The sequence below is a fragment of the Pseudoalteromonas maricaloris genome (genome assembly GCF_024746855.1).
Lineage (GTDB): Bacteria > Pseudomonadota > Gammaproteobacteria > Enterobacterales > Alteromonadaceae > Pseudoalteromonas > Pseudoalteromonas maricaloris.
The window spans coordinates 219,694-235,417 of the sequence record NZ_CP024626.1; the positions used below are offsets into that span (position 1 = coordinate 219,694).

General features: G+C 45.0%; 10 protein-coding genes. 6 read left to right on the top strand and 4 right to left on the bottom strand.

Going from position 1 to position 15,724, the window contains the following annotated elements:
* Positions 1 to 46 precede the first annotated feature (46 nt).
* Both CTT31_RS18855 and CTT31_RS18860 read left to right on the top strand, forming a co-directional pair.
* Positions 47 to 2,998, top strand: coding sequence for a TonB-dependent receptor (locus CTT31_RS18855; RefSeq protein ID WP_211857371.1), 2,952 nt, complete (start codon positions 47 to 49; stop codon positions 2,996 to 2,998).
* A gap of 326 nt (positions 2,999 to 3,324) precedes the next feature.
* Entirely contained in the window at positions 3,325 to 3,903 is a 579-nt protein-coding gene (locus CTT31_RS18860; protein ID WP_260492771.1) for a LysE family translocator, read from the top strand.
* 272 nt (positions 3,904 to 4,175) lie between these two features.
* Here CTT31_RS18860 and CTT31_RS18865 read toward each other — a convergent pair whose 3' ends face one another.
* The 4 genes from CTT31_RS18865 to CTT31_RS18880 all read right to left on the bottom strand — a co-directional run bounded on the left by CTT31_RS18865 (position 4,176) and on the right by CTT31_RS18880 (position 9,441).
* Complete coding sequence (locus tag CTT31_RS18865) at positions 4,176 to 4,715, bottom strand: YqcI/YcgG family protein (protein ID WP_260492772.1); 540 nt, start codon at positions 4,713 to 4,715, stop codon at positions 4,176 to 4,178.
* 273 nt (positions 4,716 to 4,988) lie between these two features.
* The gene (locus CTT31_RS18870; protein ID WP_260492773.1) at positions 4,989 to 5,393 is read right to left on the bottom strand and encodes a DUF1801 domain-containing protein; all 405 of its coding nucleotides are present in this window, start codon (positions 5,391 to 5,393) and stop codon (positions 4,989 to 4,991) included.
* 250 nt (positions 5,394 to 5,643) lie between these two features.
* Positions 5,644 to 8,184, bottom strand: coding sequence for a glycoside hydrolase family 3 protein (locus CTT31_RS18875; protein ID WP_260492774.1), 2,541 nt, complete (start codon positions 8,182 to 8,184; stop codon positions 5,644 to 5,646).
* 3 nt (positions 8,185 to 8,187) lie between these two features.
* Complete coding sequence (locus CTT31_RS18880; RefSeq protein WP_260492775.1) at positions 8,188 to 9,441, bottom strand: sugar MFS transporter; 1,254 nt, start codon at positions 9,439 to 9,441, stop codon at positions 8,188 to 8,190.
* A gap of 186 nt (positions 9,442 to 9,627) precedes the next feature.
* Here CTT31_RS18880 and CTT31_RS18885 point away from each other — a divergent pair, with 186 nt between their 5' ends.
* The 4 genes from CTT31_RS18885 to CTT31_RS18900 all read left to right on the top strand — a co-directional run bounded on the left by CTT31_RS18885 (position 9,628) and on the right by CTT31_RS18900 (position 15,704).
* Positions 9,628 to 10,971, top strand: coding sequence for a GH1 family beta-glucosidase (locus CTT31_RS18885; protein ID WP_260492776.1), 1,344 nt, complete (start codon positions 9,628 to 9,630; stop codon positions 10,969 to 10,971).
* A gap of 69 nt (positions 10,972 to 11,040) precedes the next feature.
* The gene (locus CTT31_RS18890; protein WP_211857364.1) at positions 11,041 to 12,048 is read left to right on the top strand and encodes a LacI family DNA-binding transcriptional regulator; all 1,008 of its coding nucleotides are present in this window, start codon (positions 11,041 to 11,043) and stop codon (positions 12,046 to 12,048) included.
* A gap of 6 nt (positions 12,049 to 12,054) precedes the next feature.
* Positions 12,055 to 13,641 (top strand): sugar porter family MFS transporter, encoded by a 1,587-nt coding sequence (locus CTT31_RS18895; RefSeq protein ID WP_260492777.1) that lies wholly within the window; start codon positions 12,055 to 12,057, stop codon positions 13,639 to 13,641.
* A 314-nt stretch (positions 13,642 to 13,955) separates the two neighbouring features.
* Positions 13,956 to 15,704, top strand: coding sequence for a hemopexin repeat-containing protein (locus tag CTT31_RS18900; RefSeq protein WP_260492778.1), 1,749 nt, complete (start codon positions 13,956 to 13,958; stop codon positions 15,702 to 15,704).
* Positions 15,705 to 15,724: the final 20 nt, after the last annotated feature.

The following is a 15,724-nucleotide window of genomic DNA, read 5'->3' on the forward strand; positions in this document are numbered from 1 at the left end:
TTTGAACTCGGTGATCAAGCAGCAAGAATAGAATCGCAGGGCAGTCATGAATAACAAACAATTCAATAAAAGTAAGCTTGCCGTTCAGTTGTCGCTAGCAATAGCGATGAATGCGGGTATGGTCAGCATTGCTCAAGCAGAAGAGCAACAAACAGCCGAAAAAGTCGAAGTGATCGAAGTGAAAGGGATCCGCGGAAGTTTGATCCGTTCAATGGATTTAAAGCGCTCCGCATCGGGGGTTATGGATGCCATTTCGGCAGAGGAAATGGGGAAATTTCCAGATACCAACTTAGCCGAATCTTTACAACGGATCACCGGTGTTTCGGTCAGCCGTGCCAACGGTGAAGGCAGCCAAATTACCGTACGTGGTTTTGGGCCTGATTTTAACTTGGTGACATTAAATGGTCGTCAAATGCCGGGCACAGGTAATACTCGTTCGTATAACTTGGAAAACCTAGCCGCAGAAGGCGTGAGTGCGCTTGAGGTATATAAAACCGGACGTGCTGATGTACCAAGTGGCGGTTTAGGGGCTTTGGTCAACATTGTCACGGGTAAGCCACTACAACGCCCAGGGCAACACTTTAGCGCAACAGCAAAGGCGATTGTTGATACCTCTAACGAAGCGGGAGATGATGTTACACCTGAGGTTTCCGCGGTTTATAGTAATACCTTTGCCGATGAAACCTTTGGTTTTGGATTTTCCTTCTCCCATCAGCAACGTGATTTTCAAAAGCAGCAAGCCAATATTCAAGGCTGGCAGGCCAATGTTGATCTACCTGATTTAGACCCATCTAAAATCATTGATGGCCGTGCTGAAGATGCCGAGGGTAATAAAGTCGGAAATTACTTTTTTCCAAAAGACATGAACTACGGCATTGAAGATCTAGAGCGAGAAAGAACGAACGGTCAAGTTACCTTTCAATATGCACCGACTAACGGTTTTGTTGCCACCTTAGATTATACGGCAAGCCTTGCCGTAACTGGCTCTAATACGGTGGGGTGGGGTATTTGGAATGAGTTTGGCGGTAATATTAACGCCTATGAGTTAGATGCAAATGGCACCGCGGTTTATGCCGATATTGGTGGTAATGATGCGTCGTTTACTGCTAATAGGAATACGACGGAAGTCGAGGCGCGTTCACTTGGCTTAAATCTGGACTGGCAAATTAACGATAATTGGCATGTAGAGCTTGATTATCACGACTCGAAAAACGAAACCGATAATGGCGCAGATAAAGGCTTGGGTAGTGATGGTCAAATCATCTTAGGCTCAGATCAGTTGCTCACTAAGATTTATGACTATCGGCAGGGCGAAGTGCCGCATGCAAATGTGCTTTGGAAAAATGGCACGAATGAACTCATGGCAAGTGAAATTGATTCTAACTTTAGCCAATTTATCCATTCTCCCGGAGAGGCGACGGTCGAGCAGTTGCAACTTGATACCACTTGGTTTAACGACAGTTTTGATATTGGCCTAGTGAGTGTGCAGTTTGGTGCTGCTCGTACTGAACAGTCAACTGGGGGGTATGAAGCGTGGAGTGGTCTACGGGGAGGACCGGGTTTTAATCCTTCGTTTAAAGAAATTTTCCCAGATAGTATGTTTACGCGCCATGAAACTGGTGATTTGCTAGACCAATTTGCTGGTGGTGGCAGTGACTTACAGCCGGGGTATTACTATACCTATGACTTTGATGAAGCTATTGCAAGGCAGCTTGCGTATCTAACAGAAGATGTGATCGGTGCTGACTACTACTCGGCGGACGCCTATTTTGATGGCATAGACAGCCAAAGTAGAGTTGATGAAACCACTGACAGCATCTACTTGCAATCCAAATGGGAGTTTGAATTTTCTGAGTACTTTGTGCAGATCAACGCAGGCCTGCGCTATGAACAAACGGATGTGACAAGTGTGGTGCGTCAGCGTGTGGAAACGCAAGTGAATTGGGACAGTCCATCTGAATGGATTATGCAATACGCTGCGGGGGGGGATGACAATTTCTTAACGCAGGAAGGGGATTACGACATTCTATTGCCGATGATCGATGTGCGTTTTGATATCACCGAAGATTTAATTGCACGAGCGTCTTGGGGCAAAACAATGTCGCGTGCGCCGCTTAGCAATCTTGCGGGTGGCAGAAGTTTGTCAGGCAGCCCAAAACCGGGAGCAAGAACTGGCTCTCGAGGCAATACAAATCTATTACCGTTTGAGTCGACCAACCTAGATTTTTCACTTGAATATTATTACAACGAAGGAAGTTACGCGTCACTTGGCTACTTCAAAAAAGAGGTCGATAACTTTATTCAAACCACAATCACGCAAACCACCATTGAAGGTCTTTACGATATTTACAATGGTCCAAGGTATAAACAAGCGATTGCAGATATTGAAGCCCGTGGAGAGCAGGCAACCAGTGATGCTATTTTTGCGCAAATGCTCGCCAATGGTCACGGTAATGCCGATGGTAAAATTGAGCCAAGCAGTGACGATCCTTTGATGGTATGGAACATCAGCCAGCCACAAAATACCGATAGCAAATCGGTTGATGGTTTTGAAGTGGCGGTACAGCACTTATTTGGTGAAACGGGTTTTGGCCTTGGTGTAAATGCAACTTTTGTTGATGGCGATGTTGAGTTTGATAGTGAAAGCCTAGTGCAGCAAGCACCGCTGACGGGGTTGAGTGACTCGGCTAACTTCCAAGCATTTTACGAAAAAGACGGGTTATCGGTGAAGTTAACCTACGCATGGCGTGACGCTTATCTTATCGGGGTAGGTCAAGCGCAAGGCTCGGCAGATGCACCACCGCAATATGCCAAGTCTTACGGCCAATGGGACGTGAGTGTGAATTACGATATTGATGAGCAGTTTACGGTGTTCTTTGAAGGTATTAACTTAAACAATGAAACCGAGCAAGGATATGGTCGGTATGAAGAGCAATTCTTATTTGCTCGTCAATACGGCCCGAGATACTCGGTTGGTGTGAGGTATACTTTTGAGTGATCCTTTGCGTATCCGTTCACTAAATACCAATTTCACTTAATTAAGCAAATTGGCATAAAAATGCAGACCGATGAGTCTGCATTTTTTTGGCTCTAATTCAGTAGGGGCGACTTTATGTCGCGCTCATTCAAGTACATATTTCATAGGGTAAAGATAAGGCTTACTTCGAAAAAGGGTTTTTTTGATAAACTCAGTACGCCGCTTCCACCTATCGCATATTACTTTGTAAATTCATGATTTAGTGTGATGATGCGGTGAGTGAGATTCGTACGAGTGTTTGCGGGGTTAATATTGTGGACAATTATTTTCTGTTTGTAGGTGTCGCTTTGGCGACAATTTTATTACCTGGGCCTGCGGTGATGCTGACTATCAATAACTCAATTCAAAGAGGTTTTGCCAAGTCTTTAGCTGGTATTTGTGGTGTCGCGCTCGGGATTTTGATTGTCGCCGCGGTATCGGCATCAAGTTTAGGTGTGATCTTAGCCAGTTCCGTATTGGCATTTACGGTTGTTAAATTTATTGGCGCTGCATATCTTTTCTATTTAGGCTACAAAATGTGGCGAACTAAAGGTGAAAGTAAAATAGGCAAGTCTATTGCAGCCAGTTCGATGAAAAAGTGTTTTTTAGAAGGCTTTTTTGTTTCGATCACTAACCCTAAGGCTGTTATTTTCTTTATGTCTATCTTTCCGCAATTTATCAATGTGGAAAATGCCTTTTTGCCGCAATTTATGTTGCTGGTTTTTACCTTTAGCCTGCTGGTGTTTATAGTGCATATTTCTTATGCGGTGTTTTCTGGCCTTGCTAAGACTAAATTGTCGTCACCGAAGAGCATGACGATGATGAACAAAGTGAGCGGTGGCGTGTTTTTTGGGTTTGGCGCCGGTTTAGTTGCCGCCGGTAAGTAGTTTGAGTGGCTTAAAAATGTAAGCATACTCCCTTTTCCCGCGAGTAGTTAAAGGGAGCAAAGCTTGAGTTCGGCATCGCTTAGCTCCGCACTGCAGCTGGCTTACTAGCCTTAGTGCGAGTGGTTGGGCTACTTAGATTTGAATAAGCGCTTGAAGCACTCATTAAGCCAAAACAACCCAAAGTTGTTAATATGCCAATGACGACGTAAATAATAAAATCGATTACCATGATGTTGCTCATATTTAGTTCCTCTCCGTTGGTACAATGTGCATTAAATTCTGTGGGTTTCTACGTGTGATTCGACGACACGGAAACTCTGTGGGACCTCAAACTGAGGCATTAAGTTAAAAACAATCGCTGGGTACTTAAACTTTCTGTTTCTTGATGCGCTTGTAGGGCTTAAACAAGTGATATAAAGCGGCTCGCCATCCAAATTAAAATGAAAGCTATTGCTGCAATCTGACGATTGAGAATGCGGCCCTCTAGGAGTGCTCTGCGAAACTAGGTTTTGCAATTCTTGGAGTTTACGCCAAACAGACTTATTAAAGTCGCTGTCATCTAAGTGTTGGCTCTGCTCAAAAACCGCCACAAACGCGGCACTTTTCATGCTGTCAAACTCTACCTTTTCGACAAAAGAATAGAGACTCGTTATTAAACTGAAGTTGTTGTGTCTTGAGGTGAGATCGCCAAAACCTAAAACCTCAACATGGTTAAACGCTAATTCGGCTCTATTACCACCACAAATGCATGGAAATTGCTGCTTGTTCACGAAATCGATAAAACTACCTTGCAGCTCGGGTTGTGGTGTCATGTTTTATGCTCCTAATGTTGTTATTTGCGCTAGTTGGTTTTGGTGTTTTCCAATGCTGAATGGCGAAATGCATCTACATTGTTTATCTATCACTATGTAAGCAAGGCTCGAACCACAAATTTAAATATTTAAGTTGCTGAATTTAATTGATTTTTAATCTTCGTGTTTTAATGGGGTAATTTTTTCACGTTTTATTCAGGTAAGAAGTACACGGTTGTAAAAATTGGTAACGGTGGGTTTTTCGCTTCGGGCAAGGTTTACCCTGATTGGTTGTTATTGTCCGAGTAAAGGTAAGTTTTTGAGGTTTTTATAGTCCATTGCAATGGCGATACAACGGTAAAGTAGTGCTGTTGGCATGTCTTGTTCTAATTTAAGGACAATCGCTCGGTTTCCTTCAAATTGTAACTCGTCGGAAAATAGTACTCTAAATGTATCAACTAGCTTCGTTTGGCAGTGAAAATAAAGGTGATAGTTAGTAGGCGCTTTGGCTTTCCAAGCCATACGGAAAGGGCTACCCGATTTAACACTAAAGCTTAACTCTCCCCACTTTATTGCCTCAATCACTGCGCCAAAGTTTTGCTCACTGGCCACCTGTATAACGAGGCTACGCAGTGCCCTGATTTTTGCTTGTGCAGCAGGTGGATAGGTACTAATCACTTGTTCGGCTATGTTTGACACTCTGACTCTTCCTTGGTGTTAGCTCATTTAGCTCATAAAGTAGAGTATTAAATTGAACGGGTGAGGGCAAGTGTGCTCTTGGTGTGACTTTTTAAATCGCTTGTTTGTGCCCTGTAAAAAGAATAAACGAGCGCATCAGACAATTGGCTTATCTTAGATCTCTTAAATTCTAGTCCACATTAAAGTTGGTTCATTAGACACTAAAAAAACGATGTGAACACAGCTTGGTGCCCACATCGTGTTAAGGGGACTAATTGCAGCTTAGTGTCGGTGATGCTTCTGAAGAGATCTGTATCTCAGACAGCGTTACCTCGAGTATCCCAGCGGTTGAAAGCTCGAAAGGGACAACGGTTTTAGTGAAGTCCATCCCTTGGGTTTCAAAGCAATTGAGGTCAATGCTTAGTGATTGCCATTTGGCCAACGGCATCGCTTGAAGTTGCTTAGCAATATCGATTTTTGCGGTGCATGAGCCGTTTGCATCCGCTTCGCCTTCGCAGCTCATCGCTACCCAAACCGGTTTATCTGGCGCTGCATCAACTTGTACTTTAAAAGTAAGGGCGCTGTCGGTTGGAATACTTGGGCTTATGTCTTCCCTAAAGTAGCTTTCACTAGCGAGTCTAAAGCCGCTGCGTCGACTACCGTCAAAAAGTAGCTGAATGGCATCTTCTTGTACTTCTCTGTCAGTTGTGCGGTAGCTAATACCACCGAGCGTATGGGTGTTGGCATTTATCACTTGATTTTCGGTACTGCTGTATAAATGGCCTTGCCAAGGTTTATTGATTGATCTTACCAGTAAGTCTACACCGCCGGCGAGATTTGCCTGAGTTTGTATTTGCTCTGGTAAATTATCTGCTAGTACATTTTGGTCTGAATAACGTAAGCCAAAACCATAAGGTAAAAGCGGGTCGTAATTTTCATCTTGGTAATTGACGATTTGTGTCGGCGTTTTTGGCCAAGAGTAGCTAAGCTTGCCAGTAAAATCATACTTAACTTGGCCGTTTTTTTCGGCAAGTAATACGTCACTGATCCCAATTCCCTCAGATCCCGGTAACCATGCCGCCACAAATGCATCTGATGCGTTGAGTTCAGGGTTTACCCACATTGGGCGACCACTGATAAACACCGCCACCGTAGGAATTCCAGCTTGTTTAAAGCGTTTGAGTAATGCGAGATCAGACTTATCAGACGGCTTGTATTCAAGCGTTGCTCTATCACCGTGGCCTTCTGCATAGGGATCTTCGCCAAAGACCACAATGGCAACGTCAGGCTTATCTTCAAAATCACCGCTAGTACTTAATGTGACGGTGCCACCAGCCGCTTCTGCTTGCTGCTTTATACCATCATAAATAGAAGTACCGCCCGGGAAGTCGGCATTGGTGTTGTTGGTACCTTGCCAAGTAATACTCCATCCGCCGGATTGTTTGCCGATATTGTCGGCACCATCGCCTGCTAACAAAATATGTTGGTTTGGTTTAAGTGGTAATAGCTGATCTTTGTTTTTGAGTAAAACCAGTGACTCACGTACGGCTTGGCGCGCAACTTTACGGTGCGACTCTGCGCCAATGATTTCTGAGTTGCCAGCCAATGGACGATTTGCAGGACTTGGTTTTTCAAAAAGTCCCGCACGGAGTTTAACTCTTAAAATACGACTTACTGCATCATCAATGCGAGACTGCGCGATAGCGCCGCTTTTTGCTTGCGCTAGCGTATTGTTGTACAAGGCTTTCCAGTCGTTCGGGGCCATGACAATATCAATGCCGGCATTAATGGCCTCCGCGCAGCTGTCGTTCGTACAGCCTTTTATTTGGCCGTGACCATTCCAATCGCTCACCACAAAACCATCAAAATTCATTCGCTCTTTGAGCACTTGGGTAAGCAAATAATGACTGCCATGCACTTTTTCGCCATGCCAACTGTTAAACGACGCCATCACCGATTGTGCTCCGGCTTCAAGTCCGCCTACGTAGCCTTGAGCGTGAAGTGCAATTAATGCTTTTTCAGAGGCGATGTTGTCGCCTTGGTCGTCACCATCAACTGTGCCACCATCGCCGACAAAATGCTTTACCGTGCTGATCACGCGGTTCTTACCAAGAAAGTCCGCCTTAGGATCGCCCTGTAAGCCTTTAACAATAGCGCTGGAATACGCTTTTACGATGTCGGGATGCTCCGAGTATCCTTCATAGGTGCGTCCCCAGCGATCATCACGCACCACCGCGACCGTCGGGGCAAAGATCCAATCAATTCCGGTGGCTAACACTTCTTTTGCGGTAATGTGGGCGATTTTCTCAATAAGATCTGGGTTATTTGCTGCGCCAAGGCCAATGTTATGTGGAAATAGCGTAGCGCCAATGACGTTATTGTGGCCATGAACCGCATCCGTTCCCCACATGGTTGGAATAGTGCTGCCATCTAGGCTATCGTCAATCGATGCCTGATAGAGCGCTTCGGCAAGTTTAACCCAATCTTCCGGCGTTGCATGTTTGTTGTTGTAAGGAAATGCGCCACCGCCATTGAGATATGAGCCGAATCCGTACTCTCGCATTTCTGCGACGGTAATATTTCGAATCTCAGGCTGGATCATCTGCGCAACTTTTTGCTCCAGGGTCATCTTAGCGAGTATCGACCGAATTCTTTCTTCTAGATTGTTATCGGTTTGGATAGCAGGCGTCAGCGCTGGCCAGTTTTCTACTTGGCGAGCTGCATCAACACTGGTTTTATTTGGGCTTTCGCTACAGCCTGTTAAGGTTGCGATAGCCATTGCAAGACTTAGCATGGTTATTTTCGTTTTCATGTCTTAATTACTCTTGAAACGCTGAGGAGTTGCGCCTTTTAATCCAAAGTAGGCGATGTAGATATAGCATAAAGCAGGCAGTAAGAATGATAGCTGCAGATTGATTCCGTCTGCTAGCATCCCTTGTAATAGCGGGATAACTGCACCGCCGACAATAGCAAGACAGAGAATGCCTGAGCCTTGTGCCGTTTGTTTTCCAAGCCCATTCAACGATAAGCTAAAGATAGTCGGGAACATCACGGAGTTACAAAGCCCGACCGCCAAAATGCTCCAAAGGGCGAGCTGACCGCTGCTAAATACTGCGATAAGCACTAATGCAAATGCACAGACTGCATTAAAGGCAAGCACGGTTCGACCCGATATTTTCTGCATGACTAACGCGCCAATAAAGCGTCCGATCATGGCTCCACCCCAATAATATGCGATGAGCTTTGCAGCTTGGGCTTCGGTCATGTTGCCAATGTCCGGTTGATGTAAGAAGCTAACGAGCGTTGAGCCAATTGCCACTTCAGCTCCAACATAAACGAAAATACCGATTGCACCAAGCACCAAGTGTTTATGCTGCCATGCCTTGATTTCACCTGTGGTGACTTCCTCAGTAGTAGTACTACTTAGCTGGGGAAGTTTGATAAAGGCAAAGATCAAAGCCAATGACGCGAGCATGGCTGCCAACATCAAGTAAGGCAATTGGGTTGCGCTGGCATTGCCCACCTCAACTGTGCTTCCCTCACTGAAGATGAGCATGGCGCCAAAAAATGGAGCGACAGTCGTACCGAGAGAGTTAAAGGCTTGGGTCATGGTGAGTCGTGCAGGGGCGGTTTCGGGAGAGCCAAGTACACTAACAAAAGGGTTAGCAGCAACTTGTAGCACTGTGATCCCTGCCGCTAGTACAAATAGCGCGAATAAAAACACGCCGTAGATACCACTTTCAGCCGCTGGGTAAAAAAGCACACAGCCGATGCCTGCGGTAAGTAATCCAGTTACAATGCCTTTTTGATAGCCGATTTTTCCAACCAATTTGCCAGCTGGCACCGAAACAACAAAATAGGCGCTAAAAAAGCAAAATTGGATCAGCATCGCTTGAGTGTAATTAAGCTCAAACGCGCCTTTGAGATACGGAATTAAAATATCATTCAAGCAAGTAATGAAACCCCACATAAAAAATAGTGAGGTGAGGGCCCCCAAAGCAAATCGGTACTGGCCAGTATGGCCTGTGGCGATTGCTGCTGAAACCTGTGGTTGAGACGGTACGCTCACGACAAACTCCTAGTTGATTTTTTTTGGTAAAGCGCTTACATTTATAAAAATGAAAGCGCTTACATTTTTTAATGATGATTGCAGAAAGCGAACACGAATTCAAATAAAAAATGTTTTTGCCTTGCACTGTGACTAACACAACACGCTCGTACCTTGGCGTGAACACATAACTTGGAACGATTAACCATGAATAAAATTATCCTGCCAACACACTCGGCCATGTTGAAGGCAGACTATATTTTCGGCGTTGCGACTTCGTCATTTCAAATCGAAGGTGAGCGGCGTGGGCGTTGTGAGTCTATTTGGGATAGGTTTTGTGAACATGATGGCGCGATAAAGGATAGTAGTAACGGTGATATTGCCTGTGAGCATGTATCCAGATGGCAGCAAGATGTTGAACTCATAACCAGTTTAGGGGTTGACGCCTATCGCCTTTCTATTTCTTGGCCAAGAGTAATGAATGATGATGGCACGGTTAACGATGCTGGACTTTCATTTTACCAACAATTGGTCGATGCGTTGGTTGTTAAAGGCTTAAAAGTGTTTGTCACGCTATATCACTGGGACTTACCACAAGCGCTTGAGGATAAGGGCGGATGGCTGAATCGAGAAACGGCTGTGGCTTTTGCACGGTATACCGAGGTGGTATGTAAAGCGCTTGGCGATAAAGTGTATGCGTACACCACGTTAAATGAACCATTTTGTAGTGCACATTTGGGGTATGAATTAGGTATTCATGCACCGGGCTTGCGCTCCCAAGCGGCGGGACGACAAGCAGCTCATCACCTGCTTCTTGCCCATGGTTTAGCGATGCAAGTGTTAAGAGCGCATTGCCCAAATAGCCTCCATGGAGTCGTGTTGAATTTTGCCAATGCGGATCCTGTGTCTACAGCGCATTGTGACGTGGAAGCGGCAAAAATTGCGGATGATTACTGTAATCACTGGTATATCAAGCCTATCCTTGAAGGGCTGTACCCAGATTTACTTGCCCAGCTCCCGAGAGACGTACAACCAGATATGTTAGCTGGAGATTTAGAGATTATTGCTGCTCCCATTGATTATCTTGGCGTGAACTACTACACCCGAAATATTTATCAATCTGATGGTAATGGATGGTATGAACAAGTTGAGCCTAGTGCCAAAACGCTCACTACAATGGGCTGGGAAGTCGTGCCAGACTCTTTTTGTGCATTGCTTCGGGAGTTACATGCTGAATACCAGTTGCCACCACTTTATATCACAGAAAATGGTGCAGCCTTTGACGATAAAATGGAAAATGGCGAAATATTAGACGTGCAAAGGCTGGCGTACTTCCAATCTCATCTGCTCGCGGTTAATCAAGCTATGGAGCAGGGCGTTGATATTCGTGGCTACTTTGCATGGAGTTTAATGGATAATTTCGAATGGGCAGAGGGGTATACGCAACGCTTTGGTATTGTGCACGTTGATTATCATACTCAGCAAAGAACCTTAAAGGCGAGTGCAAAAGCCTACCAAACGATGCTGCTAGAGCGTAAATCAAGTGTCTAAAACTATGCGCATTTTGAGCCAAAATTGGTATAGTGCGCAGATACAACTGATGGAATAAAAGTAATAGGTATGGCAACGATTTACGAAGTCTCAAAAGCTGCTGGGGTATCATTAGCCACGGTGTCACGGGTGATGAATGGCAATGCAAAGGTGAGTGACAAAACCAAAGAGAAGGTGCTCGCGGCAATGTCAGAGTTAGGTTATAAACCTAACGCCATCGCACAATCTTTAGCTTCTAACCGCAGTAACAGTGTGGGGCTTATGGTATCTGAGCTACACGGTTCTTTCTTTGGTGACATGATGAGCACCATAGAGAGTACGCTGAGAACGGCGGGTAAACATGCCATTATTGCGGCGGGCCATAGTGATGAAGAAAAAGAGCAACAAGCCATCGAATTTTTATTGGATAGGCGCTGCGATGCCTTAATTGTGCATGCAGAAGCAGTCAGTGATGAATATCTCATTGAGCTTGCGGGACGAGATGTAGAACTGGTGCTAGTGAACCGCCACATTCCAGAGTTGGCAGAGCGCTGTTTTTATACTGACAACGAACTGGGTGGATACTTAGCGACTGAGGCGCTATTGCAGCGCGGACACCGAGATATCGCGTATATCAGTGGACCGCTATTTAAGCTTGACGCCAAAGCGCGCTTGGCTGGTCATCAAAAAGCCTTAGCTGAATACCATGTGTCATTTGATCCTAAGCTCTCATTTGAAGGCGGCTATCATGAAACCGATGGCATCGCGGGATTTAAGCATCTAATGCAAACAGGGCAGCGGTTTAGTGCCTTGGTTTGCGCAAACGATGAGATGGCATCAGGTGCGATGACTGCGGCCAGAGAAGCTGGACTTGATGTCCCATCAGCGCTTTCCGTTGTAGGCTTTGACGATGTGTTATTTACCAAATATCTTTATCCAAAACTCACCACCATAGATAACCCTATTCGTAAAATGGGCAATGCGGCCGCGCGTTGGGTACTTAAGCATGTGTATAAAGAGAAGCACCAACCCGATGTTGAAAATCTCTACCCACCAACCTTAATCTTGCGCGATTCTATCGCCGTAAAAGCAGAGTAATAAGCGATGACCAGCCTGTCGATATCCAATGCATTGAAGTACACCTTAATTGTATCGTTAGGCGGGTTTATTTTTGGCTTTGATGCGTCGGTGATTTCGGGCGCAATTGGCTTTATCAGCGAGGCCTTTAAGCTCACCCCATGGCAGCAAGGGATAGTTGTGAGTGCGCCTACCTTAGGAGGGTTGGTCGCAACACTTATTGCAGGGCCGGTGGCTGATGCTATTGGCCGTAAGCAAACATTGCTGATGACCGCGTGTTTGTATTTTGTCTCCGCGATTGGCTCGGCTTTTGCGACTTCGTTTGAAGCATTGGTGATTGCGCGTTTCATTGGTGGAATGGCATTTTGTTCTTTGATGGTGGCGCCCATGTATATTGCTGAGATCAGCTTAGCGGATCAGCGCGGGCGTTTAGTATCGGTTAATCAGCTCAATATAGTCGTTGGCCTATTTATCTCCTATTTCACTAACTATTTCTTACTTCAGCTCAGTCATAGCGAAGCAATGTGGGTGTCTGGTTGGCAAATAGATACTCAAACATGGCGTTGGATGCTTGGTGTTGAGGCGCTGCCAGCACTGGCGTGGATTTTGTTGTTACTGTTATTGCCACGAAGTCCTCGGTGGTTATTGATGAAAGATCAGCAGCTAGAGGCTAAACGCACATTAACGCGATTGTTTGGTAGCAACAATGCACAACAGCAACTTGATGCTATTCAAGCCGCGTTACCGAAACTGCAACTGAGTAGTTTGTCGCTTGCGCGCAAAATGGGCAGTTTGTTTAGTAAGCGACTTCGTGTTCCTTTGCTGGTAGGCATTGTGCTTGCCGTCGCGCAGCAAGTCACCGGGATCAATGTGGTGTTTTTTTATGCTCCGACCATTTTTGAGCAAAGCGGTATTGGTACTGATGCTGCATTTATGCAAGCGATTTGGATTGGTCTTATCAATGTAGTTTTTACCATCGTTGCGCTACTGACCATAGATAAACTCGGACGGCGGCCATTGTTACTTATTGGATTAACGGGCATTTGCTTTAGTATGGCGCTGTGTAGCTGGGGCTTTAAGCAAGCAACTTATCAGCTAAATACAGCGCATATTGCTGAAATTAAGAAAGAAGTAGCCGATTTTCCTGCGCATGCATTAGCGCCAATATTAGGCCAGACTTTCACCTCCGACGTTGCATTTAATGACGCGATAAAGCAGCGTTTAACTGCAGACGAGTATCGGCAATACAAGTCGGTGATTTTCGCACACAGCATTAATATGCCAGCAAAACTGGTTTTGCTTGGGATTTCTCTTTTTGTTGCGTCGTTTGCGATGTCGCTGGGGCCAGTCATGTGGGTAATGTTTTCGGAGATATTTCCAAATGCAATTCGAGCCGTTGCGATTTCCGTTGTCGGTGTGATTAATAATGCCGCCAGCTTTACTGTACAACTAGTGTTTCCGTGGGAGCTTGAATATTTAGGTGCAAGCACCACCTTCTTATTGTACAGCCTGTTTTCATTGCTTTCGTTTGCGCTGGTATTTTTGTTTGTGGAAGAAACCAAAGGTAAGAGCTTGGAGCAGCTAAGCGAAAGTTTGGAAGCGAAACCTAGTTAACCTGAGCTGCGGATAATTAATGCCTTTCTAGCAGCCAGTTTTAGCGCTAACTGCGTTGAATTCACTTCCAATAGCCAGCTATTGGTGCGTAAATTCGCCTTGTTTTCCCTAAAACTCTCTGGCTAGATAAGGAGAAAACTAAGTTGTGCTTTAGCAACAATGAGTTGGAACATTCCTTATCCAAACCTCAGGTTAGTTAGCAAAACCCGCGATAAAATATTTCTCTATGTAATTTTTTTGTAAACGATTATTCATGTTTGGGATTTATTATCTTCCTTGGACTAGTCCAGAAATTCACATTTAAAGGAAAGATAATGAAATTACCCGTGCTTAGCAGTGCATTACTTGCACTTTCATTTACCGCAAGTGCAGATGCACTTGAAAACAAAGTATTGCTCATTGGTATCGATGGCCTGCAATACGAAAAAATAGGTGTAAATAATACACCGAACTTTGATCGCCTATATCTAGCTCAAGCTTACACTGGCGGGATCGCAAAAACACAAACACAGCAAAAAACCAAAAGTGGCCCAGGTTGGGCGACAATTTTAACTGGGGTTTGGGTGAATAAGCATCAAGTGCCGAGCAACGACTCAGGCCTAGCAAACAAAGCCTATCCCAGCCTTTATCGTTACATCGCAGAACATGATGCTAACGCCGATATCTCAAGTTTTAGTACTTGGGGACCTATTCATACGCAATTCTTCAGTGACGATGTCGCCTTGATGGACAGAAGATCGGAGGGAGGCGGCGATGATGATAATTTAAATAAAGCGCTGGCTACATTAAATAACGGCTCACCAGATTTTGTCTTTTTACATTTAGATGAACCGGACGCTGTGGGCCACAGCTTATGCTTTGGTTCTGCCTACAATAAATCGGTAGAAGATGCGGACAAGCGACTGGGTAAATTACTCGACGCGGTTGAAGCAAGAGAGCAAAACGGTGAGAACTGGTTGGTGATGGTCACGACCGATCATGGCCGTACACCGGTTGTTGGTTGTCATCATGGTGAGCAAACTGAGCCGGAAAAAACCATCTTTATCGCCACCAACAAAGTGTTGAATAAAGAATTTAGCTCAAAAGATGTTAATCCTGCTAATACCGACTTCTCTGGTTTATATGGCTATCCAGCACAAACAGCGATTGTACCGACCATTTTATCTTACATGGGTATTAAAACAAATGTGCAAGCGGGTTTTGAAAGCACGCCGATGTACGGTGACTTAGGAATTCGTAAACTCAATTATGCCAATAAACTATTTACGTGGCTAAATGGTGCGAATGCGCAAACGCGTGTTTATCGAAATAATCAACTAATTGAAACTTTGCCTGCGGGTGTTGCCCAGTGGCAAGATCCGCAGCCCGTATCTGGCATCAATAACTATAGCTTTGAGCAACAGGGTGTGCATGTTGGTTATCGAGTTACCGAGCTGAAACTCAATGCGGCGCATCAGTGGCATAATACTAAAAGCTACTTTTTCTCTGAAGATGCGCGCTACTGGCGTTACGATACGGTGTTAGATAAAACGGATGATGGTTATCCGGTATCGGTGACTAATGGTAACTGGCCAGGACTTGGCGATTATGCAGAACAAATTCGTGCGAGTTTTTATAAAGACAGTGGTACGGTGTACTATTTCCTATCGGATGGTCAATACCTGAGCTATGACATACAGAGCGATAAGGTACGAGCAGGTTACCCTAAAGCAATTGATAACAATACTTGGCCGGGGCTTGCTGCCTACGCAAATAAAATAACAGCAACCCTTCGTTGGACGTCCGATAAGGTGTATTTCTTCCTAGATGATGGTCAATACTTACGCTATGACTTGGGAGATGACCGAGTGGACAGTGGGTATCCCAAAGCTATCAACGATAATACTTGGCCGGGACTTGGTGCTTACGCGACAAAGATAAGTGCAGCATTAAAGTGGAACGACACGCGTGCTTATTTCTTCTTAACTGATGGTCGCTATCTAAGATATAGCATTACTTTTGACAAAGTGGATGCGGGTTATCCTAAAGCCATTGATAATGGCACTTGGCCCGGGTTGCAGTAAACACTGCAAAAGTAACGGAT

Bases quoted from the DNA above. Each gene is read 5' to 3' on its own strand.
- CTT31_RS18855 (WP_211857371.1), top strand. From the start codon at position 47: ATGAATAACAAACAATTCAATAAAAGTAAGCTTGCCGTTCAGTTGTCG.
- CTT31_RS18865 (WP_260492772.1), bottom strand. From the start codon at position 4,715: ATGACACCACAACCCGAGCTGCAAGGTAGTTTTATCGATTTCGTGAAC.
- CTT31_RS18875 (WP_260492774.1), bottom strand. From the start codon at position 8,184: ATGAAAACGAAAATAACCATGCTAAGTCTTGCAATGGCTATCGCAACC.
- CTT31_RS18885 (WP_260492776.1), top strand. From the start codon at position 9,628: ATGAATAAAATTATCCTGCCAACACACTCGGCCATGTTGAAGGCAGAC.
- CTT31_RS18890 (WP_211857364.1), top strand. From the start codon at position 11,041: ATGGCAACGATTTACGAAGTCTCAAAAGCTGCTGGGGTATCATTAGCC.
- CTT31_RS18895 (WP_260492777.1), top strand. From the start codon at position 12,055: ATGACCAGCCTGTCGATATCCAATGCATTGAAGTACACCTTAATTGTA.
- CTT31_RS18900 (WP_260492778.1), top strand. From the start codon at position 13,956: ATGAAATTACCCGTGCTTAGCAGTGCATTACTTGCACTTTCATTTACC.